The organism is Winogradskyella vidalii, from assembly GCF_013403955.1.
GTDB lineage: Bacteria > Bacteroidota > Bacteroidia > Flavobacteriales > Flavobacteriaceae > Winogradskyella > Winogradskyella vidalii.
In genome coordinates, this window is sequence record NZ_JABFDG010000001.1 from 282,637 (window position 1) to 308,682 (window position 26,046).

General features: G+C 34.5%; 15 protein-coding genes. 12 read left to right on the forward strand and 3 right to left on the reverse strand.

Features of this window, described 5'->3' with window-relative positions; all coding sequences use genetic code 11:
* Positions 1–14: 14 nt before the first annotated feature.
* Genes HM982_RS01150 through HM982_RS01160 form a run of 3 tightly spaced genes read right to left on the reverse strand, consistent with a single transcriptional unit; the run spans position 15 to position 4,678 of the window.
* Positions 15–1,907, reverse strand: coding sequence for a sulfatase (locus HM982_RS01150; RefSeq protein ID WP_179351290.1), 1,893 nt, complete (start codon positions 1,905–1,907; stop codon positions 15–17).
* 29 nt (positions 1,908–1,936) lie between these two features.
* Entirely contained in the window at positions 1,937–3,121 is a 1,185-nt protein-coding gene (locus tag HM982_RS01155) for a putative glycoside hydrolase (protein WP_179351291.1), read from the reverse strand.
* Positions 3,122–3,154: 33 nt separating this feature from the next.
* Positions 3,155–4,678: an alpha-L-fucosidase gene (locus HM982_RS01160; protein ID WP_179351292.1), complete on the reverse strand. Its 1,524-nt coding sequence runs from the start codon at positions 4,676–4,678 to the stop codon at positions 3,155–3,157.
* A gap of 216 nt (positions 4,679–4,894) precedes the next feature.
* Here HM982_RS01160 and HM982_RS01165 point away from each other — a divergent pair, with 216 nt between their 5' ends.
* From HM982_RS01165 to HM982_RS01220, 12 genes are all read left to right on the forward strand, one after another.
* A complete protein-coding gene (locus HM982_RS01165) occupies positions 4,895–8,026 on the forward strand; it encodes a TonB-dependent receptor (protein ID WP_179351293.1) in 3,132 nt (1,043 codons plus the stop codon).
* A 177-nt stretch (positions 8,027–8,203) separates the two neighbouring features.
* Positions 8,204–9,940, forward strand: a complete 1,737-nt coding sequence (locus tag HM982_RS01170; protein WP_218849749.1) for an alpha-L-fucosidase — start codon at positions 8,204–8,206, stop codon at positions 9,938–9,940.
* Between the two features lie 10 nt (positions 9,941–9,950).
* On the forward strand, positions 9,951–11,105 hold the full coding sequence (locus HM982_RS01175; protein WP_179351294.1) for a putative glycoside hydrolase: 1,155 nt from the start codon (positions 9,951–9,953) through the stop codon (positions 11,103–11,105).
* Positions 11,106–11,109: 4 nt separating this feature from the next.
* Positions 11,110–12,660: a sulfatase family protein gene (locus HM982_RS01180; RefSeq protein ID WP_218849750.1), complete on the forward strand. Its 1,551-nt coding sequence runs from the start codon at positions 11,110–11,112 to the stop codon at positions 12,658–12,660.
* 7 nt (positions 12,661–12,667) lie between these two features.
* Positions 12,668–14,071, forward strand: coding sequence for a sulfatase family protein (locus HM982_RS01185; protein WP_179351295.1), 1,404 nt, complete (start codon positions 12,668–12,670; stop codon positions 14,069–14,071).
* A 61-nt stretch (positions 14,072–14,132) separates the two neighbouring features.
* Positions 14,133–15,971 (forward strand): arylsulfatase, encoded by a 1,839-nt coding sequence (locus tag HM982_RS01190; RefSeq protein WP_179351296.1) that lies wholly within the window; start codon positions 14,133–14,135, stop codon positions 15,969–15,971.
* A gap of 80 nt (positions 15,972–16,051) precedes the next feature.
* Positions 16,052–17,239: a carboxypeptidase-like regulatory domain-containing protein gene (locus HM982_RS01195; protein WP_179351297.1), complete on the forward strand. Its 1,188-nt coding sequence runs from the start codon at positions 16,052–16,054 to the stop codon at positions 17,237–17,239.
* Between the two features lie 477 nt (positions 17,240–17,716).
* Positions 17,717–18,289 (forward strand): RNA polymerase sigma-70 factor, encoded by a 573-nt coding sequence (locus HM982_RS01200; RefSeq protein WP_179351298.1) that lies wholly within the window; start codon positions 17,717–17,719, stop codon positions 18,287–18,289.
* 99 nt (positions 18,290–18,388) lie between these two features.
* Positions 18,389–19,318, forward strand: a complete 930-nt coding sequence (locus HM982_RS01205; protein ID WP_179351299.1) for a FecR family protein — start codon at positions 18,389–18,391, stop codon at positions 19,316–19,318.
* 86 nt (positions 19,319–19,404) lie between these two features.
* Entirely contained in the window at positions 19,405–22,905 is a 3,501-nt protein-coding gene (locus HM982_RS01210; RefSeq protein ID WP_179351300.1) for a SusC/RagA family TonB-linked outer membrane protein, read from the forward strand.
* 17 nt (positions 22,906–22,922) lie between these two features.
* Entirely contained in the window at positions 22,923–24,356 is a 1,434-nt protein-coding gene (locus HM982_RS01215) for a SusD/RagB family nutrient-binding outer membrane lipoprotein (RefSeq protein WP_179351301.1), read from the forward strand.
* Between the two features lie 19 nt (positions 24,357–24,375).
* A complete protein-coding gene (locus tag HM982_RS01220) occupies positions 24,376–25,950 on the forward strand; it encodes a calcineurin-like phosphoesterase C-terminal domain-containing protein (protein WP_179351302.1) in 1,575 nt (524 codons plus the stop codon).
* Positions 25,951–26,046: the final 96 nt, after the last annotated feature.

The following is a 26,046-nucleotide window of genomic DNA, read 5'->3' on the forward strand; positions in this document are numbered from 1 at the left end:
TAAAGCTTGAGTTTTTAGTTGATTTTATGAAATTCACCTTGTACCATAAATCGATTTTCATCTATTAAAATAACCCCATATTCTATGACGCCTTCAGGAACAGTAAACGTGTATTCTAAATTGTTTTTACCTGATTCTAAAGGTATTTTTATGTAGGTGGTATCATGTTTCCCATATTTGCCTGTCTTTCCGTTCTTTTTCTTTTTAAGCTTGGTTGCTATTTTTACCAAGGCATAAGGTTCAATCACCTTAGTTTTTCCTTTTTCTAAGGTTATAGATACTTTACGGGAATTCGTGTCAAAGGCATCGCTAACAATTACTGGAATCGATGCTACAGTACCATTATTTCCTTCACTTTTAAATTTTGAAGGGCTTTTGTAAGGATATTGCGCATTGTAATCTTTTAGATATTTTTCTAATTTTGAAGATAAATCTTTTACGACTTCTGGGGATTTGTCTGCAATATCATGCATTTCTTCTAAATCGGCTCGTTTTCCATTGTTATACAAACGGTATAATTCATAATTACCTTCAATATGGTTTTTATATAATTTATAATCTCCACGTCTTATGGCAGATTGCATTTGGTGATCTTGATTATGTGGGAAATGCCACCATAACGCTTCTCTAGTTTCTCCTTTGTTATTTTTCACAACACTTTCATTACTTAACAACACATTTGAGATATCTAATCCATCTAAATTTACGCTGTATTCAGCAGGTATTTTACTATTTGTAAGATTTAAAATGGTTGGAAAAAAGTCTAATTGATTAATCAGTACATCTTTTGTCTTTGCTTTTGGAATATCTGGACCAGAAATAACCATTGGTACTCTAATGCCACCTTCTTGAGCGTATTTTTTCCCTTCATCTAAAGGAAAGTTGTCTGTAACGATATCTCCATTGGCTTTTTCTACACCTCCGTTATCGGAAGAAAAAATAATATAAGTCGTTTCATATAATTTTTTACCAGGATTTCTGGGATCGTCTGTTTTCTTTAATAAATCTACCACACGTCCTAAACTCCAATCTAAAGTCGTTACCATAGAGCCATAAAACGGGTTGGTTTGTCCTTCTGTTCTAATAGGAATATCTTCTTTTGGAAAATCTACACCTAATTTATCACTGTAATATTGTAGTAATTCTTTGTTTTTGGTATGAATAGGAGCATGAACCAACCAATGTGCTAAGTATAAAAAGAAAGGGTCTTCTTTATTAGATTTAATAAACTCCAATGCTTTTTCTGTCACCATATCTTTCGGATAGGAAATGCCATTAGGTGATGCTTTTGTAAAAGGTGGATATTTTTCATCACTCAATTGATATGGATCATTTTTTTGATGCGTTGCAAATTCAGTGAGGCGGTTGTCTGGTTTTTTAGGCCCTTGGTGTGCACCTCTAGATTCGTAAGCAAAATCGAAACCCTGATTTGTTGATTCTTGAATATCAATAGTTCCTACATGCCATTTTCCAACATGCCCCGTTTTATAACCGTTCATTTTTAAAGCTTCTGCAATGGTAAAGTTTTCAGGCATTAATCCTTTCGGAAAAAAGGGAGCCATATAATCTGAACGTCCAGCTGGTGCAGGTATCGCGCCTCCGCTTACATGGGTAACTCCTGTTTTAGTTGGGTGTAAACCAGAAAGCAATGCTGCTCTCGAAGGTGCGCAAGTAGGTGCCGGAGAATATGCATTGGTAAAGGTTATTCCATCTTTTGCTAATTTGGATATGTTAGGCGTTTCCCATGGACTTGGTTCGTCCAAATTGTTTAATTCGGTATCTTGCCAACCTAAATCGTCAACATAAAAAATGATGACATTTGGTTTTATTAAATCCTTTTTTTCTTGACTAATTCCATAATTAGAAAAGAATAATAAAATTGCAAGTGCTGTTAAAAGTGATTTCATTTTTTATTTATAAAAAATTAAGGGTTAGTTTATTTCCAATCCAATTGGGCTGTTTTGTTTTGTATATCTAAGGTTACGTCTAAATATTCAAAAGATCGTGTGTAAATGTAGCCTTCACGTACGGCATAGCCTTTTGGTGCTCCTAGGTTTTTCTCATACTGCGGAAACGTTTTAAGCCAAACCGCAGATTTTTGAATATCATAACCATCATGTGGGTAAACATAACTGTGTTTTTCAGCACAGACTAGAAAAATAGCCAATAGATAATCTAAACGTTTTGTAAAATTTTCATTTATGGTTACTTTTTTTCTAGCATCATCAATACCTGCTTCAGCATTTTCTAATCCTTTACCAATACCAAGAGACATAGCTATAACACTGCCTTCTCTTGCTGATTTTTGAACAGCCTCAATACCTTTTGCTAGATAATCTTCATAAGTCATGCCAAAACTTTCATGTTCAAAGCCTTCTATGTAAGAACCATCAAAGAATTTTAAGTATTCCCTTCCTGAATCTTCAAATTCTGGTCGCACACGAAGAATATTTGCAATTAATAAGTTGTCTTTTCCTATTTGAGCGTCTAAATCTGCCATCATGGATATATAGCCCGTTTTAATTGCTTCTCGTTTTTCTTCTCCAACACGATTGTTAAAAAACATAGGCACTAAAACTTTAATATTGGCATCTAAAAACACCCCATCAATAAATGGGCTTTCGGTAACTTTTTTCACATGGTTTAGCCAATATTCACGAACATCGTCTTCAGAGATATCAAAGAAGCCTGTTCTACCGTTTGGCATCAACGCTTTTTGTCCTTTAGTGTTAACTAATAAAGCTTCGGGATGTTTATATAAAAATTCTTCATCTTCATTATAACCTCCCCAGTTCACAATAACATTTTTGTAATATAATATTTTGGCATCAGGATTTATTTTTTTTACAGCTTTGGCAGCCTTGATTGTGCCTTTTTCCGTGGATCCATACGCTTTACTTCCCGTTGTTTTTTCAAAGGTTGTAAGAGGGAATTTTGAAAGGTAGGTGAGCTCCTCTTTTGTAAATGCTTCAGATTTACGCAGATGCATATACAAGGGCATTTTGTCCCAAGAAAATTCAGGTAATTTTTGTTTTACCAAAGCTGTTTCTTGTTTTTGTACTGAACACGCACATAAAGAAACGGCTAATAAAACTAATACTATGGACGATTTAAAATGCATTGTTACCTCTCGTTAATTTAATTGTATTTTTAGCTATTCTGTAATTATTTTAAAGCAAATAGCCGATTGATTTGGAATGTTTTTAAAATCATATGCAATAGCCAAACCCTCTTTGTTTCGGTTCCAGCTGATGATTTCATCGCTACCTAACAACTGTATCTCTTTTATATTGTTTTGTAAAAGCCCATCTTGCTTTAACATCTTAATCAAAATATCTTCTGTTGGTGGTGCTAGTAGAAAAGCGTAAAGATTTCCATCTTTTGTGGTAAAACGAATGTCTTTTTCTGAGAATGGCTTTAAATTCTCACCAGCGCGTTTTGTCACAATTTCTAAAGGACCTTCCCCAAAAGTTTTCCAAGGTCTAGTATTGTAAATACCGTCTTGATTCATTTTGACAAAGGCACCAAAGTCACTAAGCATTTTTATTTGATTTTCAGGAATCGTACCATCGCCTTTTAACGCCAAATTAATCATTACAATACCATTTTTACTAATGGCATCAATAGCATTACCAATTAAAACATCTAATGACATTTTAGTGAAAGCATCTTTTCTGTAAAACCAGCTTCCAGATAAATCGGTTGCCCATATCCATGGATGCTCTTGTTGTTCCCCAAACATTCCGCGTTCTAAGTTATACGTAAATGCAGCTTTATTCTCTTTAGCATTTTTAAAGGATAAGACAGTGGTTTGTTTGCCGTTATTCTCTTTTAAATCCCTATTTAAATACTCTGAAAATAATTTAACACCCAATCCTTTTCCTGTTTTTATAGTTGGATAAGGCGAGTCGTTATTAAACATATCTGGATCGTATTTCTCTATTAAATCACAAGACCGCTTGTACCAATGTTCGTTCCAACTATCTTGACTCGCGAATTCTTTAGTGTCATAATCCATATTAAAGAATTCCCATTCTGGTGTGCCTTTTTTCTGAAATTTCCGAGCCGTTCTAAAAAAGCGAGGCGACCAATATAAGTGTGTAGATACTCCAAATTTTAAATCATGTTTAAAGGCCGCATCTTTCCATTCTCTAAGGATATCTTTCTTTGGCCCCATTTTAACCGAATTCCAAGGAAAGAAGGAATCATACATGTCAAAATTATCGTGATGTGTGGCCACAGGCATTATAAAACGAGCTCCAGATGCTTTAACGAACTGTACAATCTTATCGGCATCAAAATTTTCAGCTTTAAAGTCTGCTATAAATTTTTCGTAACCAAATTCTGAAGGAGGTCCATAGCGTTCCGTATGCCATTTGGTTAATCTTACGGTTCGCAGTCTGTCTGGTTCATTTCTAGCATCATAATCTTCATCACCATACATTCTTCTTCCGTAGTGCGATCCATCTTCAACTCTGTTTTCGTCTATTGAAGACGGAATTCCCCAGTGCATCCAAACGCCAATTTTACCATCTTGGAACCATTCTGGTACCTGATAATTCTCAGCCATAGATTTCCAATTCGCATCAATCACTTTGTCAGCCGACTTAGTTTGTCCGAAAACAAAACAAGTACTTAATGTAAAAAAGAGGTTGATTATAAGCTTTTCTATAGACATCTGAGTTCATTTATCGTATACATACAAATTAACCATTTACTTATTTAGTAAGGCTTCTCTATTCTGTCATTTTTTTGCTGTAAAAAATCAAATGTATTGACATAGCTGTGTTCTTAGTGGTTGTGGTTGAAATGAGAAAATTTTAAAAGGAACTGAGCAAGCTAATTTATCTTATTTGATACATATTTGTAATCGCACAAACTAACTCATCATGTCATGAAAAAAAATAAAACTAAAAGCTTATTGTTTTTGATTCTGCTCCAATGCTTTATTGGTTTTGCTCAAGAACAAATTATTACAGGTAAAGTTACAGATGAAAATAATATCCCTTTACCAGGAGCAAGTATTATAGAAAAAGGCACTAAAAATGGTGCGACGACTAATATGGAGGGAGAATATACTATCCTACTAAAGAATGTTGATGCTGTATTAGAGTTTTACTATTTAGGTTTTAAGTCTGTAGAATATTCTACAACAGGAAAAACTATTATCAATGTTCAGATGTTAGCTGACGCTGAGTCTTTAAATGAAGTCGTTATTAATATAGGAATACGTGCTTCGCATTTAGCTGAAGTAAGAGCTAAAAGAGATGCTGCTACTGTAATAGAAGCTATTACGCCAGAAGATATTGGGGATTTTTCAGACACCAACGCAGCAGATGCTTTGCAAAGAGTTGCAGGAGTACAAATAGAAAGAGATGTTGATGGGGTGTCTGGAGATAGAGTTTCTATTAGAGGTATAGGGCCACAATTTGTTGGTGTAACAGTGAATGGTCGTACACCTTTATCTGCAGGTAATGAAGGCAAGTCTGATTTTAGAAAGTTTAATTTAAATGTTATCCCTACCGAAATTATTTCAGGAGCAAGAATTCATAAGACAGCTCAGGCTAAAGAAGTTACAACGAATATTGGAGGTTCTGTAGATTTTCAAACTATAAGACCGTTAGACGCAAGATATAGAAAGAAGAATTATTTTGCCAGTATAAATCTAAGAGGCGCATCTAATACACCAATTGATGAACTTGATTTTGGTCAAAGGTTTTCAGGTGTTTATGGAACGAAAATAAATGATAAACTGGGTATTGCTGTATCAGTTATTTATGCTGATGAAGACAATATAAAAGATGAATCCTCATTAAGAGGAATTACACAGGGTATAAATCTTACGGATGAAAATGGGACAGAGTATTCTGATGTAATTGTGGGAAGAACCATTAATAATTCATTGTTAAGAAAAAATGAAGAGCGTTTTGCAACATCTGCAGCTATACAATGGCGACCAATAAAAGAAATAGATATGGTATTAGACTATACCCGAACAACTGTAGAAGCTAATTCGGATAGACAGCAATTTCAGATAGGTTTGGGTAATACAGGAGGTACTCAATTATTAGGAGGAAACCATATTTTTGATGAAGGAGATCTTGATTTCAATGGAAATATATTAACGTATATAAGTCCTTCTTCAGAGGACAATGCTAGGACTACCATCACAAATGCAAATCAATTTTATGATAATCACTCAACCAATAATATAGTTGGTTTAAATACAACATTAAAACCAATAAATAAATTAAAAATCATTTCAGATATTTCGTATTCAGATTTAGATTTTTTTCAAAATTTAACACAAATAACTCATAGAGTTCAAGGACGTAACGGAGGATATGATCAAACAAGTTTGGATATTGATTTGAGAGGGGAACTTCCTGATTTTGGATTACCCGCAGAGGCTTTTGATCCAGCTTCTTTCGACCTTAATAGAGTTTCACGCAGACTTATTAAAACTAAAGGGTATAATTATGCTACAAAATTTGATTTTGAATATGAGTTAGATAAAAAATCAAAAATAACTTTTGGAACTAGGTATGCGGTAACTGATTTTGAAGCTAGACAAACAACTTCCTCACATACTGATAGTGATCAATTAAGTGGTCTGTATGGAGGTATTGTTGCGGAACTAAATGAAAGTGGCGCTTACAGTGATCTTTTAGGGGAGATTACAGGCGTAGGTTTTAATGAAGGCAATGTTGCTGGTTTGGAAAACGGATGGGTTAAAGTCCCTGGGCAAGCAGTACTAGATTTATTACCAGGGTATGCTGACATCGATGGAGGAAGTATTTTTGATTTTGATATAGATTTAAAAGACGTAGAGGCAGAAGAAAATAATTTAGGTTTTGATGCTAGAAGATCTTATGGTGCGAATGAATCTAGTACCGATTTTTATACACAAATGGACGTTAAGACAGCGCTTTTTAAGCTACCTGTAAGTTTTAATTTTGGAGTTAGAGCTGTAAGAACACAAAATAAATCAAGAGGATTTAGTGGAGTAACATTTGAAGATGCAGATACTGGTGATGATATTGAGGAGTTTTCAACAGATAATTTTTACTATGAAGTAGAAACTTCAAGATGGGACGTATTACCTAGTTTTAATGCCAATTTATCATTAAAAAGAAATTTGAAGTTGAGATTAAGTGCTTATAGAGGTGTTTCAAGACCAAAGTTTGTGGATCTAATTCCAAACAATGAGATTACTTTTCTAACCAATATTGATCCTGTAGATGCAGCAGACTTAGCTAATTCGGGATTAAGAGGAACTATTGTTTCTGGTAACCCTGACTTAAAACCTTATACAGCATGGATGTATGATGCTACTTTAGAGTTTTATACTAATAACGGAGGTGCTTTTATTTTTAGTGCTTTTTATAAAGATCTTAAAAATTACATAGTAAAAGCAGTAACACCAGATCAAACATATCCAGGGGAAGAATTATTAGGAATAGCATTACCTGATGGCACAGGTGATACAGATGATTTAACTGGTTTGTTATTTGATATAACCACACCAATAAACATTACTGATGGCCAAATTTATGGTTTTGAAGTGGGTCTTAATCAACACCTTTCTTTTTTACCTGGTTTTGCAAAAGATTTTGGTATTAAAGCTAATTATTCTTACGTAGAGAGTGAATTTGATGGAGATTTAGGGGAGCAAGCTGATGGTTTTCCTGGTACAGCTAAGCATAATGCTAATGGAACTTTGTATTATGAGCGATCTGGTTTTTCTTTAAGGTTTACGGCAGCTTATAGAGGCGATTACCTGAGTAATTTAGGCGCTATCGGTGGAAATACACGTGCAGATGAACCACACTATACTGAAGGAAGCACAACCCTTGGGATTACCCTTAGAAAGAGATTATTAAATAAAAAATTACAACTTAGTGCAGGAGTATCTAACCTTACAGGTGAGGATATTCGCAGGTTTCAAGGAGGTGATACTCGAAATTTTTCAGCTTACTATGGTAGAAATCCTATTTGGAAATTTACGATGAGATATAGGTTTTAATAATAATTATTGAGAATCATTGGGTAGATTACTTCAAATGACTCTCAAGACTATAACGATGCCATAAATATTAAAAGTCTAGAAAAGACTTATAAAAGTTTTACAATTAATAATAGTACGTATATGTTTAAGAATAGATGTTTTATAGTTTCCGTTTTACTAATCTTAATTAGTGTTTTGGACATACATTCTCAAGAGAAGGATAAAAAAGGCATGGAAGAAATGTGGGGTGAAACTAGTGTTACTGGTGATGCCTTAAAAAGTGGAAAAGCAAAGTTGTTTGATGAAGGCAACTACGGGATGTTTATTCACTGGGGATTGTTTTCAAACTTAGGAGGCGTTTGGGAAGATAAAACCTATTACGGTATTGGCGAATGGTTAATGAGCAAACGTGTGGCCGATATTTCTCCAGAAGACTATATGGAAACTGCCAAAACGTTTAATCCAACAGAGTTTGATGCCAAGCAGATTGCACAATTGGCAAAAGATGCTGGTATGAAATATATTATCATTACCAGTAAACATCACGAAGGCTTTGCGATGTTCGACTCTGAAGCGAGCGATTTTAATATTGTAGATGCCACACCATTTGGTAGAGATCCAATGCACGAGTTATCGGCAGCTTGTAAAGAATTAGGGTTGGGATTCGGCTTTTATTATTCGCATAATCAAGATTGGACAGCTCCAGGAGGAACTAGAGGTCCTGAGGTTGATGAGCATGGAAACAAAATGGACTTTAAAGATTACTTCTATAATAAGTGTAAACCTCAGGTCAAAGAAATATGTACCAATTATGGTGATATAGATTTCGTATGGTTTGATACGCCTGGAGACATGCCAAAAGAATACGTCGTAGAACTAGCCGATATGGTAAGAGAATTACAGCCAAACGCGATGATGTGTAGTAGAGTTGGTTATGGTATGGGCGATTATGCGAGCATTGGTGATATGGAAGTGCCAACGAGAAATGTTGAAGGCCTTTGGGAAACTGCTGATACCAATAATGATTCTTGGTCTTACGCTTGGTATGATAACAATTTTAAAAGTCCTAAGAAAATCCTAGGTCGCGTTATTGAAACCGTCGCTAGAGGAGGTACCTATTTATTTAATGTTGGTCCGGATAGTACTGGTGCGATTCCTAGTATTGGTATAGAATTTTTACAAGAGTCTGGACGTTGGATACAAAAATATCCACAGGTTATTTATGATGCAGGGAGTTCGCCTTGGGGTTTTGCATTGCCTTGGGGAGATGTCACTACCAATGATAAATCACTTTATTTATCTGTAAGCGAATGGCCAACTAATGGGAAGTTATACTTACCTGGATTAAAATCAAAAGTAAAAAAAATCTCACTTCTAGATGGCGACAAAAGTAGTCCTCTTAACTATACAAAAGATAACGATTGGTTAGTAATCGAAGTGCCTTATAAAGCACCAGAGGAATTAATATCTGTAATTGAAGTGCAACTTAAAACATCAGAGTCAGTTGTAGAAACAAACATAGGTGTTTACCCCAATGTACCGACCCGATTATTAACCGAATTTGGAGAGGTTGAAGGCGCAGAACAAAAAAATGTGCGTTGGATGGAAAAATTTGGTGAATGGAAACATGCATACCAAGTAAACAATTGGGAAGAAAACGGCACCGTGACTTGGGAAGTAAATGTTCAAGAAGCAGGCTATTATTATTTAGATTTAGAATACAAGGGGGAAGGGCGTTTAGTTTGGAATACCACCACAGATGAAGGTGTTAAGGTACAAAACCAACAAGCTGCAACCGATAAATACGCATATCGCAGAATGGGAATTTTAGAATTTAAAACGGCCGGGAATCATACTATTAAAACGTCATTAGTAGAAGGTGATTCAAAAACATCAAGTTTAAAGTCTATTAAAATTTTGCCAATAAAGTAATTATAGTATCATGAAGTTAGCCCTTTTAAATAAAAGTTTGTTTTTAGTCAGTTTGTTTCTATTACAAGCAGCCTTCTCACAAAGCGATAAGCATTATCCAAAATTTAGTTGGGATAAAGTGCCTGTAGCGTTCCACTTCGGAAAAAAAGGCGACCTTTTAACTAAATCTGAAGCGAAATTTATAGCGTCTCATTCTAACTTCACTGTATTAGAAAAGGCACATGGTTTTCCAAAATATAAATATTCAGAAGAAGCTATTGCAGCTGATGCAAAAGTGCTAAAGGATTTAAATCCCGACATGAAAGTCGTATTCTACTGGAATGCTTTTTTAGATTATAATATGTATAAAGCGCATGAAGATTATCAAACAAAATCAGATTGGTGGCTTAAAACAACAACAGGTGAACTAGATTTAAAAGATGGTAAATTAAAACGCTATGATTTATCTCATCCCGAACTTAGAGATTGGTGGTCTGATATTGCGTTAGACAATTTAAAGAATGAAAACATTGATGGCGTTTTCTTTGATGCCTTAGTTCAGGTTACAAATCCAGGTAATAAACGCTTATGGGGAACTGAAAAATTTGATGCCATTCAGCAAGGGTTAAAAGATTTAATAAAAGAAACTAGAGCTAAAATTGGTGAAGAAAAGTTAATCGTTTATAACGGTATACGTTCAACACCTGTTAGAAATAGTGGTAATGATTTTCCGGATTCTACAGATGCCATTATGATTGAGCATTTTGGATATTTTAATAGCAAAACGAAAGAGAGTATGCTTCAAGATATTCAAGAGATGGAAAAAGCAGGTAAGAGCGGTAAAATTGTAGTGTTTAAGACTTGGCCAGAAAATGCATGGGTAAACAAAGGGTTTATGGCTAAATCTGATAAAGAAAAAGCGGAAATTTCTAAAGAACACTTAACGTTTGCCTTGGCTTCTTTTTTAGCTGGTGCACAAAAACATTCGTATATTATCTATAATTGGGGATATCGCTTAAATATGGGGTCACTTTTATGGTATCCAGAATTTGATAAACCATTAGGAAAGCCTTTAAACGAGATGCAAGTTGATGATTGGATTTTAACCAGAAATTATGAGCATGCCAGTATTTGGGTCGATTTAGAAAACAAGAAAGCTACCATTGATTGGAAAAAACAAAGCTAAAACAATGAAGATTAGCACCTACTTTTATTTTTTAATGTTGGTGTGCTTAACAGCCTGTCAACAACCAACGCAACAAACAAAACCAACGACTAAGGATAATAAACCCAACATCATTATATTCTATGCTGATGATATGGGTTATGGAGATTTGGCGATTCAAAATCCACAATCTAAAATTCCAACACCTAATTTAGACCAACTTGCTAGAGAAGGTCTACTCATGACAGATGCTCATAGTTCTTCTGGTGTTTGTACGCCAAGTCGGTACGCCTTATTATCTGGTCGATACCATTGGAGAGATTTTAATGATATCGTACATGCCATGGGAGAATCTGTGTTTAAAGAAAATCAGGTGACTTTACCTCGAATTCTTAAAAATAACGGTTATCACACAGCAGCCATTGGGAAATGGCATTTGGGTTGGAACTGGGAATCCATCAGAAAAAAAGAGATTACTGAAAAAATAAAAGCGAAACACGGAAAGAGGGACGTCGAAATTTGGCCAGCTCAGGCTTACGATTGGAATCTACCTATTCCTAATGGCCCCTTATCTATAGGCTTTGATTCTTATTTTGGCGATGGCACCATTAATTTTCCACCTTATACTTGGATTGAAAATGATAAGGTTACAGAAGCACCAACAATAACGCTAGAACACCCCAAGAAAGAATTTGCCCTAGAAGGAAACTGGGAGCTAAGACCAGGCCCAGCAGTTAAAGATTGGGATTTTTATAACGTTTTACCAACAGTCACAAGTTCTGCAGTAAACTTTATTAAAAAACAAGAAAACGTAGAAAAACCATTCTTTTTATATCTGCCTTTTCCTTCGCCACATGCACCTATAATTCCAAACGAAGCATTTAGAGGAAAAAGTAAAGCAGGCCCTTATGGCGATTTCGTATATCAAACAGATGATGCTATAGGTCAGGTTTTAGAAGCTTTAAAAGCTATTGATGCAGACGAGAATACCATTGTCATCTTTACTTCAGATAATGGCTCGGAGCGGTATGCTTACGACCGAATTAAAAATTATGATCATGATAGTTCGCGTCCATTTAGAGGCGTAAAAAGAGATATCTACGAAGGTGGACATCATGTGCCGTTTATTGTAAAATGGCCAAATAAAATAAAACCAGGGACTACAAGCTCTCAGTTATTTAGTCAAATTGATATTCTAAATACCTTAGCATCTATTACAAATAGTGATTTACCAAAAGGGTTTCAACATGATAGTTATAATTTTTCTAAGTTGTGGTTGGAAGAAAATAATAAGGTTGTAAGAGCGAATATTATTCATAATACATTTACACCCAAATATGCCGTTAGAAAAGGAGATTGGCTGTATATCAATAACAAAAATGGTTATCACGCTAGAATACCAGAATGGTTTGAAGAAGGAAAACGTTTTGCAACCGCTAAGGATACTGTACAGCTCTTTAATCTTAAAGACGATATTGGTCAAACCACAAATTTAGCAAGTCAATTTCCAGAGAAAGTCAAGGAGTTGGCAATAGAATTGCGTAATCAACAGAAAACAGAAACGTTTAAAAATTAATTCCATAATGAGCATAAATTCATTAAAATACATTGGGTTAGGTGTCGTAGTTATGACGATGCTTTCATGCAACAACACTAAAAAAGAAGTTGTAGCAGCGAAAGAAGATGCCAAAAAAGAAGATTCAAGACCAAACATCATTTTTATTTTTGCAGATGATTGGGGTTATGGCGATTTAGGAGTGTATGGAAACACGGAAGTAGTGACTCCAAACATAGATAAAATGGCAGCTGAAGGGACACGGTATACACAGTTCCATGTGACTAGTGGTGTTTGTTCTCCAAGTCGTACATCAGTTATAACAGGTCATTTTCCTGCAAGGCATCGTGTTCATGCTCATTTTGCAGGAAACGAAGTCAATGCTAAACGTGACATGCCTAATTATTTAAATGATTCCTTACCCGTTTATTTACCTCAAACCATGCAAAAAGCGGGCTATAAAACCGCACATTTTGGAAAATGGCATTTAGGAGGTGGTGGTAAACCGCATGGCGATCCTTCAGCGCCAGAACCTAAAACCTATGGTTATGATGAAGCTAGAGTTTGGAATGGAAACGGACCAACTTGGAAAGGCGATCAAAAATGGCCAACCACACGATTTATGGATACGGATACGTTATGGGTGCAAAGTTCGAGTAAGATTGCAGTTGATGAAACGATTGATTTTATCAAAGAAAATAAGGGTAAACAACCTGTGTTTGTTAACCTCTGGTTAAAAGATCCGCACACCCCATTATGGCCTTCAGATGAGCAACGCAAAGATTTTAAAGGATTATCACCAAGTAAAGAAACCTATTATGCGGTTTTAAAAGATGCAGATTTTCATGTTGGACGTTTATTAGAGTCCATTTCAGACATGGGATTAGATGATAATACTTTAATTATATTTTCAAGCGATAATGGCCCTGCGGGTTGGGGACCTTCTAAAGAAGCTGGTTCTACAGCAGGTCTAAGAGGAAGAAAAGTTGATATTCTTCAAGGTGGCGTTGTGGTGCCTTTTATTGTAAAATGGAAAAATCATGTGGAAGAAAATAAGGTAGATTCGACAAGTGTATTGTCTACAGTAGATTTATTGCCAACTTTTGCAAACTTAGCAGAAGCAGAATTACCAAAAGACTATAGTATTGATGGCGAGAATATAACATCAATCTTAGAGAATAAAAGTTTTGAACGCACCAAACCTTTATTCTGGGAATGGCGTTTTCCAAAGGTAAAAACAGATCACTGGGCACAAGGAGCTGTAAGAAAAGGTGATTGGAAACTCTTGTTTAATGAAGACATTAATAAAGCAGAACTCTACAATATTTCTTTAGATCCGTTTGAGAAAAATAATCTAGTAGAAAATAATGAGCAACTCGTAAGTGAGCTTAAAAGCTTATGGATGGGTTGGAAAAAAGAGTTGCCTAAATAGATTAAAAACGGTTATTGTATAAACGAACAGAGATCATCTACTTTTAAAAAATAGAATTAAAATGAATAGTAAAATAATTGTATTAATGGCACTTATGGGATTGGCTTTGTCATGCACATCCCAATCCCAAAAAACAGCAACAACTAAAAAAGCAAAACAACCTAATGTCATTGTAATTATTACGGACGACCAAGGTTATGGGGATTTAGGAGCTCATGGTAATACCTTAGTAAAAACGCCAACTTTAGATCAGTTTCATGACGAATCTGTACGATTAACAGATTTTCATGTGGGGCCAACCTGTGCACCTTCAAGATCAGGTTTAATGACCGGACGCTATGCGAATAGAGTTGGGGTTTGGCATACCATCGGTGGTGTGTCTATTTTAAGAGAGGATGAAGTTACTATGGCTGATGTGTTTCAAGAAAATGGATACGAAACCGCCATGTTTGGTAAATGGCATTTAGGGGATACTTATCCTTCTAGACCACAAGATAAAGGTTTTAAATACACCATTACGCATGGTGGAGGAGGCGTAGGTCAGACACCAGATTATTGGGATAATGATTATTTTGATGATACCTATTTTAAAAATGGCGTGCCTACAAAGTTTGAGGGCTATTGTACCGATGTTTGGTTTGATGAAGCTATAAAGTATATTGAAGATAAAAAGGATGAACCGTTTTTCGCCTATATTTCTGCAAATGCACCACATTTACCTTATAATGTTCCTGAAGAATATTATAATCAATATAAAGATTTAGACATACCTGAATTTCAAAAGATATTTTACGGAATGATTACCAATGTAGATGACAACATTGCAAAACTTCAAAAGAAACTGGAAGACTTAAATATTGCAGAGAATACGATTGTTATTTTTATGACGGATAACGGAACGGCTTCAGGGTATAAAACAGTAGGAGGTAAACTTTACGGTTTTAATGCAGGAATGAAGGGCACAAAAAACAGTGAATATGAAGGCGGTCACCGTGTACCGTTTTTCATTTCGTACCCTGGAAAGCAGATTGAAGGCGGTAGAGATGTTACCGATTTAACAGCACATTTAGATATTTTGCCAACTTTAGCGACCTTATGTAATTTAGAATTACCTGAAGGACAAAAAGAAATGGATGGTTCAGATATTTCTTCATTGATTTTAGGTGAAGAAGAAACCATTGGTAGAGATTATCTTATTACCGATTCTCAGCGTGTACAAAGTCCTATAAAATGGAGAAAAAGTGCTGTGATGTCAGGTAAGATGCGATTGGTTAATGGTAAAGAGTTGTATGATATTTCTAAAGATCCAGGTCAAGAAAATGACTTAGCTGCTCAGTTTCCTGAAAAAGTAGAACAAATGCGAGGCTATTATAACGAATGGTGGAGTTCTGTTTCAACAGAATTTAACCAGTTTCCTATTATTGTTTTAGGATCAGATCAACAAAATCCTATAGAATTAACCTGTCATGATACACACGTACACGATTCTAAAATTCCATGGAACCAGAATTATATTAGAGAAGCACAAAAGAACCCTGTTGGAGGCGAATTTACCGTAGCCTTTGAACAGTCTGGAACGTATACGATTGAATTAAGCAGATGGCCTTTTGAATCTAATTTAGCCATTAATGCGGCTGTAGAAGGCAAAGAAGGTACCATTTCTACAGAAGCAATTGCAGAAGGTAGAACGATGAACTTTAAATCTGGTGGTGTAAAAATTGGAGCTTGGGAACAAACTAAAGCTGTAGAAAAGGACGCAAAAGTAATAAGCTTTAAAGGTAATTTCTCCAAAGGAAAAACGGATATGAGTGCTTGGTTTACAACTGATGAAAATGAAGATTGGGGCGCTTTTTATATGAGAGTGACTCGAATATCTAAGGCGTTCTCTTTAATAGATTAATAAGCTTAGAGATTGAAAAAATACTTGATTTTATCCTTTTTTGATTTTTGAAAATTGATATGAATTAAGAAAAACATTATATGTATTTATTAAAAAAAACTATTTTATTGTTTATTATAACTTTATCTGTAACCACACTCTATTCGCAAGACATATTGAAAATAGAAGGTGTTGTTTTAGATGAAACTAGTCGTGGCGTTTCCTATGCTGCCATAGGTATTCCATCTAAATGGATTGGAACGTCAAGTAATGAAGATGGGGAGTTTTTATTAGAACTCTCAAAAAAAAACTTATTAGATACTCTAGAGGTTTCAAGCATAGGTTATATAACCTCTAAAATTTTAGTTGAAGACTTTTTGGCATTAAACGAAAAAGTAATAACCTTAAAAGAAGATATTGTATCGCTTGATGAAGTTAACATAATGAACCCATCTCATTATGTGCAGTTGGCCTTTAAAAACTTAAAAAATAATACCGTAAGCTCAACGCACGAATTAAAGGTTTTAAATCGTTTTTTTACTGTTGAAAAAGAAAAGGCTAAATTTCTTATTGAGCATTATATAAAAGTGAAAGATAAAGGTCCAAGTAGTGGTGATGTTAATCGTATAGAAATTGTAGAAGGAAGAAAATCGGTGGATTACAGGTATTTTCCTAATGTCAAATTAAAACGCACGTATCCTATTCATCTTATGACCCAAATGGACCCACTAAGAAATGGTATTCCTTATAAAAATTATAAATGGTCTAAAATAGGTGACACATCATACGATGGTGAAGATATTATTATCATTCAAGGCCAAAAGGATAGCAATAGACGACGTCCTTACCAAGACCCAATTTTATACATTGGGATGAATACTTATAAGGTATATAAAACGACCAACGAATCTGCTACACTTGTGTATCTGTATAAAAAGAACAAGGACGGAAAAATGTATTTAAGCTATCATAATTACTTTACAAGACAGTATCACGAACTAAACAAAGCACAACAGTCAATTTTAAAAACAACAGATGACAAATTTAAAATCTCTGTGAGAAATGAAGTTGTCGTTTTAGGTATAGAAACTGATAAAAAGAAAATTAAGACTAAAAGTTCTAACGTTTACCAAAAAAACATAGAAGATATTAAAGTGGAATACAACTCGATTTTTTGGAAGACCTTCAATTTTCCACCGCCAACAGAATTCTACAAACAAAAGGTTAAAGATTTGGAATCCATTGACGGTGTTCCATTGGAAACTCAATTTAATTTGGCTAATAACTAATTAAAACGACCTGAATTTTGAACATATACTATTCCCAAAATTTTCATTTATAATATAATTTTACGCAAGGGCATTTGTCGATTATTCTATATAAAAAAGCAGCAATATTTAATAAATATTGTTGCTTTTTAAGTTATTTATAGGAAATAAACTAGTTATTCATTAGAAGCTAACATTTGTGGTGTTGCAACGGTTCTAAAGCTCATATGATTGAATCTAGGATCTATTGAAACATCTATTTTGAGGTCAAGATTAAAAAGTTGTGTTTAAGCAAAATAGTAACTCTTGATCATTGTCCAAAAGTCTTTTTTACAGAAATTAGAAGCTTTCTTTATCATCTTACGTATACACATCTTTTAGTAATAGTCCAGGTTTGGGACTTGGACTAATTTAATAATAAGCTAACAAAACCTTAAAATCAAATTAACTAGATTAAGTTATATATAAGTTTTTTTTGTAAAAAGGTAAAGAAGCAAAATGAATCCTGAACTTTCAAAATTAGAGGATATACAATTACTTCAACTTTCCTCTAAAAACAATCAACAAGCTTTTGAGGAAATTTTTAATCGATATTGGAAGCGATTATATACCTACGCTTATAAAATTTATAACAATAATCATGTGTGCGAAGATATTGTGCAAGAGGTTTTTGTAAGTCTTTGGCGTAAAAATGAAACAACGATTGTTCTTAATTTAGAAGGTTATTTATTTAAATCTGTAAAATACAAAATAGCCAATCATATCAGAGACCTTAAGTTTTCTACAAAACAATTAGATTATATAGAATCTATACCTACAGATAGTGTTGAATATCTAGAATATGATGAACTCGAAAAAGAAGTACTGCTTAGTATTGAAAAACTACCCATTAAGTGCAGAGAGGTTTTTAAACTGAGTAGGCTAGAGCAAAAAAGCAATACGGAAATCGCAGAAAAACTTAATCTTTCAATCCGTACTGTAGAAACTCATATTAGCAACGCTTTAAAATCGCTACGAAAAAATGCTAAAATTTTAGAAATTGGTTTGCTTGTATCCGCTATGTTTCTTTAATGTTACCCAAACACCTTTTGCATTACCAATGTGTTAAACCTAATTTTTTACTTACGTGTATATCTAGTTTTATGAGACTTGCTATAAAATACACCTACATTGAAGAAAAAAGAGTTTATAAAATTAGTTGATAAATATGCTGATGGTAACAGTACTCCAAAAGAGACAGAACTTGTTGAATCTTTTTTTGATGAGCAGCAAGTAGAGAATGATATAACCAATATAATTGAACATAGGCAAACTGCTATTTTTGATACTATTCAAAAGCAATTACCTAAAGAAAAACAAACCTCTTCTTTTTCTTCTTCGATTTATTTAAAAGTAGCTGCCGTTGCTGCGGTAGTTGTAATTTGCTTTTTAAGTTTTCAATTCATTAGTCAGCCAACAACAATTTCTCATATAGCAGCCAAGGGAGAAAAGAAAGAAGTAATACTTCATGATGGATCAGTGGTAACCCTTAACGCTAATAGTTCCATAAGTTATTCTAGTGATTTTACTACAAATAGAAACGTAAAATTAAAAGGACAAGCTTTTTTTAAAGTTAAGAGAGATACTCTTTATCCATTTACAGTAAATACAGATCAAATAGGAGTAGAGGTTTTAGGGACTTCTTTCGATGTTAATACCAATTCTTATAGTGTGCCGACAGTAAGTGTGGTTTCAGGAGTCGTAAAAGTAAGCGATAATCAAAACAGTGCTAACAACGTAATAATTCGTAAAAACGAACAAGTTGTCTTTAATGATAACAAGCTAGTTTCTACTAAAACGGATGATGATATTGATGTCGCTTGGACAAAGAATACGATACACCTTCAAAATAGCACGTTAAGGGAGACGAGGAATATTCTTGAGAATTGGTACAACATTAAAATTGATTTTGAAGATAAAGAGCTCGAAGAATTGACAATTTCAGGAAAATATAAAAATGAAAAAATAGAAAATATCATTAAGAGTATAGCCTTACTCAAAGGCTTAGAAATAGATACATTAACTACTAAACATATCCTTATAAGAAAAAATAAAAACTAAATGAACTTAAAAAAATAGCCCACAACTGCTGCAACAGAAATGGGCCTTCACTATTAAGACTATAAAATTAATCATAGCCAATAAAGATGAATACTAAACTACAATTTTTTTTAAATTTTAACTTAAAGAAAGTCCTTTTTTTAGCGTTATTATGCGGAGCTTTTGCCGTACAAGCGACTTCTTTTAAATCCAACTCTAATAAGAGTAATATTAGCTTAAGCTTATCAGAAGTAAATATCACTAAGGTTTTTTCTACTATTGAAGAAAAGACAGATTTTACTTTTGTTTTTGATGAAAACATAACTCAAGATAAAGCGAAGTACAGTTTCCAAGTTCAAAACACAAGCATTACAGAGGTCATAACTATTTTAGAGCAAGAAACCGGGTTTCGTTATGCTTTGCTTAACAATACCATTACTGTAATTTCTAAAAGCTATCAAGAAACTAAAGTGTCTGGTAATGTTACTGATGCTCAAAACGTACCTTTACCAGGTGCGAGTATTATTAAGAAGGGCACGTCTAGCGGAACAACTTCAGATTTCGATGGAAATTTCACACTTCAATTCAATAGCTATCCTATAACTTTAGTTGTTTCTTATATGGGATTTGAAAGTAAAGAAGTTACAATAAACAAACCAGAATTTTTAAACATCAGCCTTCAGGAAAGTGACCATAAGCTAGATGAGGTTGTCATTACTGCTTTAGGTATTGAGCGCGAGGAAAAAAAATTAGGATACGCACAACAAACGGTCTCATCTAAGGAGCTTACAGATGCTAGGCCTAATAACTGGTCCGAGTCCTTACGTGGTAAAGTACCAGGTTTAAGTATTAATGGTTTAGGAGGACCAATAAGTTCGCAACAAATAGTTTTACGAGGTAATGCGTCTTTAGATCCTGGTAATAATGGTGCCTTAATAGTAATTGATGGAATCCCTGTTCAAAACGAATTTCCTGGCTCTGGTGCCTCTAATGGTTATATGGGAGGAGATGCTAATAATGATACACCTGTAGATTTCGGAAATGCCATTTCTGACTTAAATCCAGAAGATATAGAAAGTGTATCAGTTTTAAAAGGTCCTGCGGCATCAGCACTTTATGGGTATCAGGCAGCCAATGGCGCAGTGATTGTGACTACCAAGTCTGGCGATAAAAATAAAGGACTAGGGATAACGTATTCTTCTAATATGAAATTTGATAAAATAACACGCTGGCCAGATTGGCAATATGAATATGGACAAGGTAGTGGTAAAGGCAGTTATTTGAAACCAGATGTAGATGAAAATGGGAATTCAGTAGCATATAACGATCGCCTTTATTATACGTATGGCGCATCTGAAGATGGTAATAGTACAGGAGGAAGTAGTAGTGCTTTTGGGCCAAAATTTGAAGGACAATACTTTTATCAATATAATCCAGAGTTAGAAGGGCAAGGTTTAGAAAGAACATTGTGGCAACCTTATGAGGATAACCGAAAAGATTTCTGGCAAACCGGGAAAACCCTTACGCAAAACTTATCCATACAAGGTAGTAATGATAAAGGAAGTATGCGTAGCTCAATTACACATACCGAAAATGATTGGATTATGCCCAACACCGGATTTGAACAATTATCATTATCGTTCAACGGGAGTCATCAAGTTTCAGACAGAGTGCAATTAAAAGCGGTTGCCAACTATCGCCATAAGACCAGTGATAATTTACCTGGGCAAGGTTATAATAATCACTCAATCGCTTACTTCATGATTTTTCAAAACCCAAATGTAAATTTAGACTGGTACCGCCCAATTTGGAAAGAAGGCCAAGACCAATTAGATATGATTAGACCATATAGTAGTTATATAGATAATCCTTTTGCGATGGCTTATGAAATTCAAAATAAGTTAGATCAGCATGCTGTAACAGGTAATTTAAGTGCCAACATTGAGTTAAATCCTAATTTAAACTTGATGGTGAGAGGGGCTTTAAACATGTATAACAAAAACATGAGACAAGAAAGACCTTATGATATTAACCGCTATTCTAGAGGGTATTACCGTAAAACCAATGTATTTAAGAAAGAAACTAATCTCGATTTTCTTTTAACTTATGCTAATAATTTTGGAGACCTAGAGGTTACAGCTAATCTAGGTGGAAACCGAATGGATTATGGTTATTTAAGACAAGACTCTTGGGCAGATGGCTTAGAAATTCCGGGGCAATACAATTTGGTAAATGGAACAGAAACCTTTACTAGTGAATTTGACGGTTTTAATAAAGTAAATTCCTTGTACAGCTTGGTAAGCTTAGGTTGGAAAGAAATGATTTTCTTAGATATAACAGGACGTAATGACTGGAACAGTATTCTTCCTGCACATAATCAGTCTTACTTTTTCCCATCAGCAAGTGCCGGTTTTATCTTAAGCGAAATGTTCGATATGGCTAAACCCATAAGTTTTATGAAACTTAGAGCTTCACTAGCTCAGGTAGGTGGAGCAGGAAAGTATGGTAACCGATATCGCACAAGAAAATATTATGGAAGAACTGATTTTTCTGGTTCAGCAGTCGCTCCAACTTCGTTATACAATACTGATTTTAAACCAGAAATTACAACGAGTAAAGAGTTTGGTGTTGATGTGAGATTATTTAAAAGTCGCTTAAGACTAGATGCAACAGTATATGAAAACAACACTAAGAATCAAATTTTTTCTACACCATTACCTCAATCATCAGGTTATAGTAGCGTTCTAATTAATGCAGGAGAGGTAAGAAATAGAGGAGTAGAACTGTTGTTAAATGTAAAACCCATACAAGGAAATAATTTCAAGTGGAACACCACATTAACTTGGGCTAAAAATGAAGGTAAAGTGATGTCTCTTCACGAAAATGCAGAAGAAGGAACACTAGAGATGTTGAGTTCTTCGGGAGCTCGCTTAGTGGCAGAAGAAGGCGGTTTACCAGCAGCTTTATACGGGCGTGCTTATTTAAGAAGCCCAAGTGGCGAAGTGCTTTATGACAATAATGGAATACCTCAAATGACTGATGAAATCGTTAAGATAGGAGATACACAGCCCAAATGGGTTGCGGGTTTTATTAACTCTTTTAAATATAAAAACTTACGTTTAAATGTGGTTATTGATGGTAAGTATGGAGGAATGATTTACTCGCACACACATCATAAATTAACCCAACAAGGGAAATTATCCCATACCCTTAAAGGTCGAGAAGAAGGAGAGCTAATCGGTAATGGTGTTGTAGATAATGGAGATGGTACTTACTCTCCAAACACGACTCCTTTAGCAATTGCTGATTATTATAATCTACATTATCCACTGGCAAATACAGAAGCAAATTCATTTGATGCTTCTTTTATCAAATTAAGGGAAGTCACTTTAGAGTATGCTTTCTCACAGAATATTTTAAAACGTACACCTCTAAATGAATTAAGTTTTTCTATTTATGGAAGAAACTTAGCCGTGATTTCAGATTTTCCAATTTATGATCCTGAAGTTGCTGGTTTAGCTGGAGGCACAAATCTACATCCAGGAGTGGAAGTTGGTCAAATGCCAGTGGCTTCAGAATTTGGAATGAATGTTAAAATAGGTTTTTAATTTAAAATAAAGATAAAATGAAAACACTTAAATATAGCTTATTACCAATTTTGACTGTGCTTTTAATGTGGTCTTGCACTGCCGATTTTGAAAAGACAAATACAGACCCTAATAAATTAACAGAAATTACTGCAGGTAGTGCACTTAATCCAATTGTTTATGAAATGGCAAGGCGAAATGCAATACAATTTAGAAGTGTCAATGCACCGGTAACCCAAATGTTTATGCGTACAGATGATTACATCAATGTACCATTCTTATATGATTTTACCGAGAATATTGGAGCTTCTACATGGAACACCTATTATGCGCAATTAAATAACCTAAAAGAAATGGAAGCAGCCGCTTTAAGTAGTGAGCTACCTAATTATGAAGCAATAGCCTTAACCTTAAGGGCTTACGCGCTTTCTATGCTTACCGATTGTTTTGGTGACGTACCTATGGATGATGCTTTGCAAGCGGAAGAGGGAAACTGGTATCCGAAATTTACACCTCAAGAGGAGGTTTATACACAAATTCTTTCAGATTTAGAGTATGCTAATAGTATCTATGATGAAGAGGTAGCGATGCCTTATGTCGAAGATATTTTGTTTCAAAATGATGTCCTTAAATGGAAGAAATTCACCAATTCACTTCACTTAAGACTACTGCTTAGAATATCTAATAGGTCAGAGACCAATGCTTTTGCTCGAATGGTAGATATAATAAATAACCCTACTCAATACCCTGTGTTTACAGGGAGTGATGATGAAGCTGTTTTAAAGATTACTGGTGTTGCTCCATTACTTTCTCCATGGGATAGACCCCAAGATTTTGGAACCTTTAGGTATTATTCTGAGTTTTTTATAGATAAACTAAATGACTTCGAAGATCCAAGACGACCTATCTACGCGGGGACAGCCAATGGATTAAATAATGAAGATTATGGTTATATCGGAGAACCAATAGATTATATCAATGAATCCTTACCAGATAGTATAGCAACGGCCTCAAACGTGCTAAACAGTTTAGCGGAAGCTCCATTAATTATTCCTATGATTAGCTATTCTGAAGTAGAGTTTATAAAAGCAGAAATAGCACAAAGAGGCTACTCTGGTGATGCAGAACAACATTATAATAATGGCGTGCAAGCAGCTATTGAAATGTGGGGTGTAGAATTTCCTACAGATTATTTTGATAATCCGGCAACGGCTTATAATGGTACTTTAGATCGCATAATGTTACAAAAATATTTTGCACTTTTCTTTACAGACTATCAAGCTTGGTTAGAACATCGTAGAACAGATTTGCCTGTTCTGCCAACAACAGCAGCAATGTCTAATAACCAAGAAATGCCTTCTCGCTTGTATTATCCTCTAGATGCTGCAGATAGAAACTATCAAAACTATGAAGAGGCTGTAAATAATATGGGTGGTGATGAGATTAATGTGAAAGTTTGGTGGGATCAATAATTTAATAAAACGATATAAGATGAAAAAACTATTAGTAGCTTGTTGTATTTGTTTTGCTTTTACGCAAAATAGTATAGCACAAGACAGTGTTAAAGGTTATGTTTTTGAAGACATAAACAAAAATGGAACTAAAGAAAGAAAAGAAAAAGGAATTGCTCAAGTTGCAGTAACCAATGGAGAGCAAGTTGTATTAACTGATAAAAAAGGAAAGTATGAATTACCTTTAGGAACAGATCAAATTATCTCAGTTATTAAGCCGAGAGATTATCAAGTTCCTGTAGACGAAAATAATTTACCGCAGTTTTTTTATAATCATAAACCGGAAGGTTCACCTAAAACAAAGTTTGAAGGTGTAAACCCAACAGGGAAACTACCAAAGTCTGTTGATTTTGGTTTGGTGTCTCAGAAAGAAAATGATGAATTTACAGCTTTAATTTTTGGTGATCCGCAGCCGTATACACAACAAGAAGTAGATTATTTCGCACAAGGTATTGTAGCGGAATTAGAGAATACAGAAGGTGTTAATTTCGGATTGAGTTTAGGTGATTTAGTTGGTGATGATTTATCGCTTTTTAACCCTTACATACAAGCGACGAAAGCCGTTGGTATTCCTTGGTATAATTTATTAGGAAACCACGATTTAAACTTTGATGTAGAATTAGATAAATTGTCTGATGAGACTTACGAAGCTCATTTCGGTCCGGCAGATTATGCCTTTAATGTTGGTAAAGTACATTTTATCATTTTAGATAATGTAATTTATCCAGATCCTAGAGATCAAAAAGGATATTGGGGTGGGCTAAGACAAGATCAATTAAATTTTGTTGAAAATGATTTAAAATTTGTACCAAGAGATCATTTGATTGTAGTAGCATTTCATATTCCTATTTCCGAAACAGGCGGAGATACTTTTAGAGATGAAGATAGAAATAGTTTATTCGCCTTACTAAAAGATTATCCTAATACGCTTTCATTATCGGCGCATACCCATATTCAACGACAAGATTTTTTTGGAAAAGAAGAAGGTTGGTTACAAGAAAAACCTCATCATCATTATAATGTAGGGACTACTTCTGGAGATTGGTATTCAGGAAAGTTAGATAATCAAGGTGTGCCATTTGCAACAATGAGAGATGGAACGCCAAAAGGTTATGCCTATATTCATTTTAACGGTAATCAATATAATGTAAATTATAAAGTGGCAGGTAAACCTGAAGATTATCAAATGGAAGTGTTTCATCCAAAAGTTGTCGCTAAAGGTAAGCGAAGTCGTTCGGGAGTATATGTTAACTTCTTTATGGGAAGTGAAAATGATCTTGTAGAGTATCGTGTTGATGAAGGTGAATGGAAGACAATGAGATATACTAAAACACAAGATCCAAGTTATGAGTCTTCTGTTTATGAATGGGATTTAGCTCCTGAATTATTTTCGGGTAGACGAGGCAGTAATGCTGTTGAAAGCACCCATATATGGCGAGGTGGGATTCCTGCAAATTTAGGTGTAGGGCAACATACTATAGAAATTAGAGTCACGGATATGTTTGGTAATATCCATTTAAATAGTAGTAGTTATCTAATTGCTAATCCTAAGTAAAATTAACTGCCCGGCTTTTAAGTCGGGCTTTTTTTTAATGTCATTTAAAGGCAATAAAATTCTACCATGTTTTAACTTAAAATTAAGTTTTTTATT

Excerpts from the sequence above, each read along its gene's own strand:
- HM982_RS01150 (WP_179351290.1), bottom strand. The coding sequence starts at position 1,907 with ATGAAATCACTTTTAACAGCACTTGCAATTTTATTATTCTTTTCTAAT.
- HM982_RS01155 (WP_179351291.1), bottom strand. The coding sequence starts at position 3,121 with ATGCATTTTAAATCGTCCATAGTATTAGTTTTATTAGCCGTTTCTTTA.
- HM982_RS01160 (WP_179351292.1), bottom strand. The coding sequence starts at position 4,678 with ATGTCTATAGAAAAGCTTATAATCAACCTCTTTTTTACATTAAGTACT.
- HM982_RS01165 (WP_179351293.1), top strand. The coding sequence starts at position 4,895 with ATGAAAAAAAATAAAACTAAAAGCTTATTGTTTTTGATTCTGCTCCAA.
- HM982_RS01175 (WP_179351294.1), top strand. The coding sequence starts at position 9,951 with ATGAAGTTAGCCCTTTTAAATAAAAGTTTGTTTTTAGTCAGTTTGTTT.
- HM982_RS01180 (WP_218849750.1), top strand. The coding sequence starts at position 11,110 with ATGAAGATTAGCACCTACTTTTATTTTTTAATGTTGGTGTGCTTAACA.
- HM982_RS01185 (WP_179351295.1), top strand. The coding sequence starts at position 12,668 with ATGAGCATAAATTCATTAAAATACATTGGGTTAGGTGTCGTAGTTATG.
- HM982_RS01190 (WP_179351296.1), top strand. The coding sequence starts at position 14,133 with ATGAATAGTAAAATAATTGTATTAATGGCACTTATGGGATTGGCTTTG.
- HM982_RS01195 (WP_179351297.1), top strand. The coding sequence starts at position 16,052 with ATGTATTTATTAAAAAAAACTATTTTATTGTTTATTATAACTTTATCT.
- HM982_RS01200 (WP_179351298.1), top strand. The coding sequence starts at position 17,717 with ATGAATCCTGAACTTTCAAAATTAGAGGATATACAATTACTTCAACTT.
- HM982_RS01210 (WP_179351300.1), top strand. The coding sequence starts at position 19,405 with ATGAATACTAAACTACAATTTTTTTTAAATTTTAACTTAAAGAAAGTC.
- HM982_RS01215 (WP_179351301.1), top strand. The coding sequence starts at position 22,923 with ATGAAAACACTTAAATATAGCTTATTACCAATTTTGACTGTGCTTTTA.
- HM982_RS01220 (WP_179351302.1), top strand. The coding sequence starts at position 24,376 with ATGAAAAAACTATTAGTAGCTTGTTGTATTTGTTTTGCTTTTACGCAA.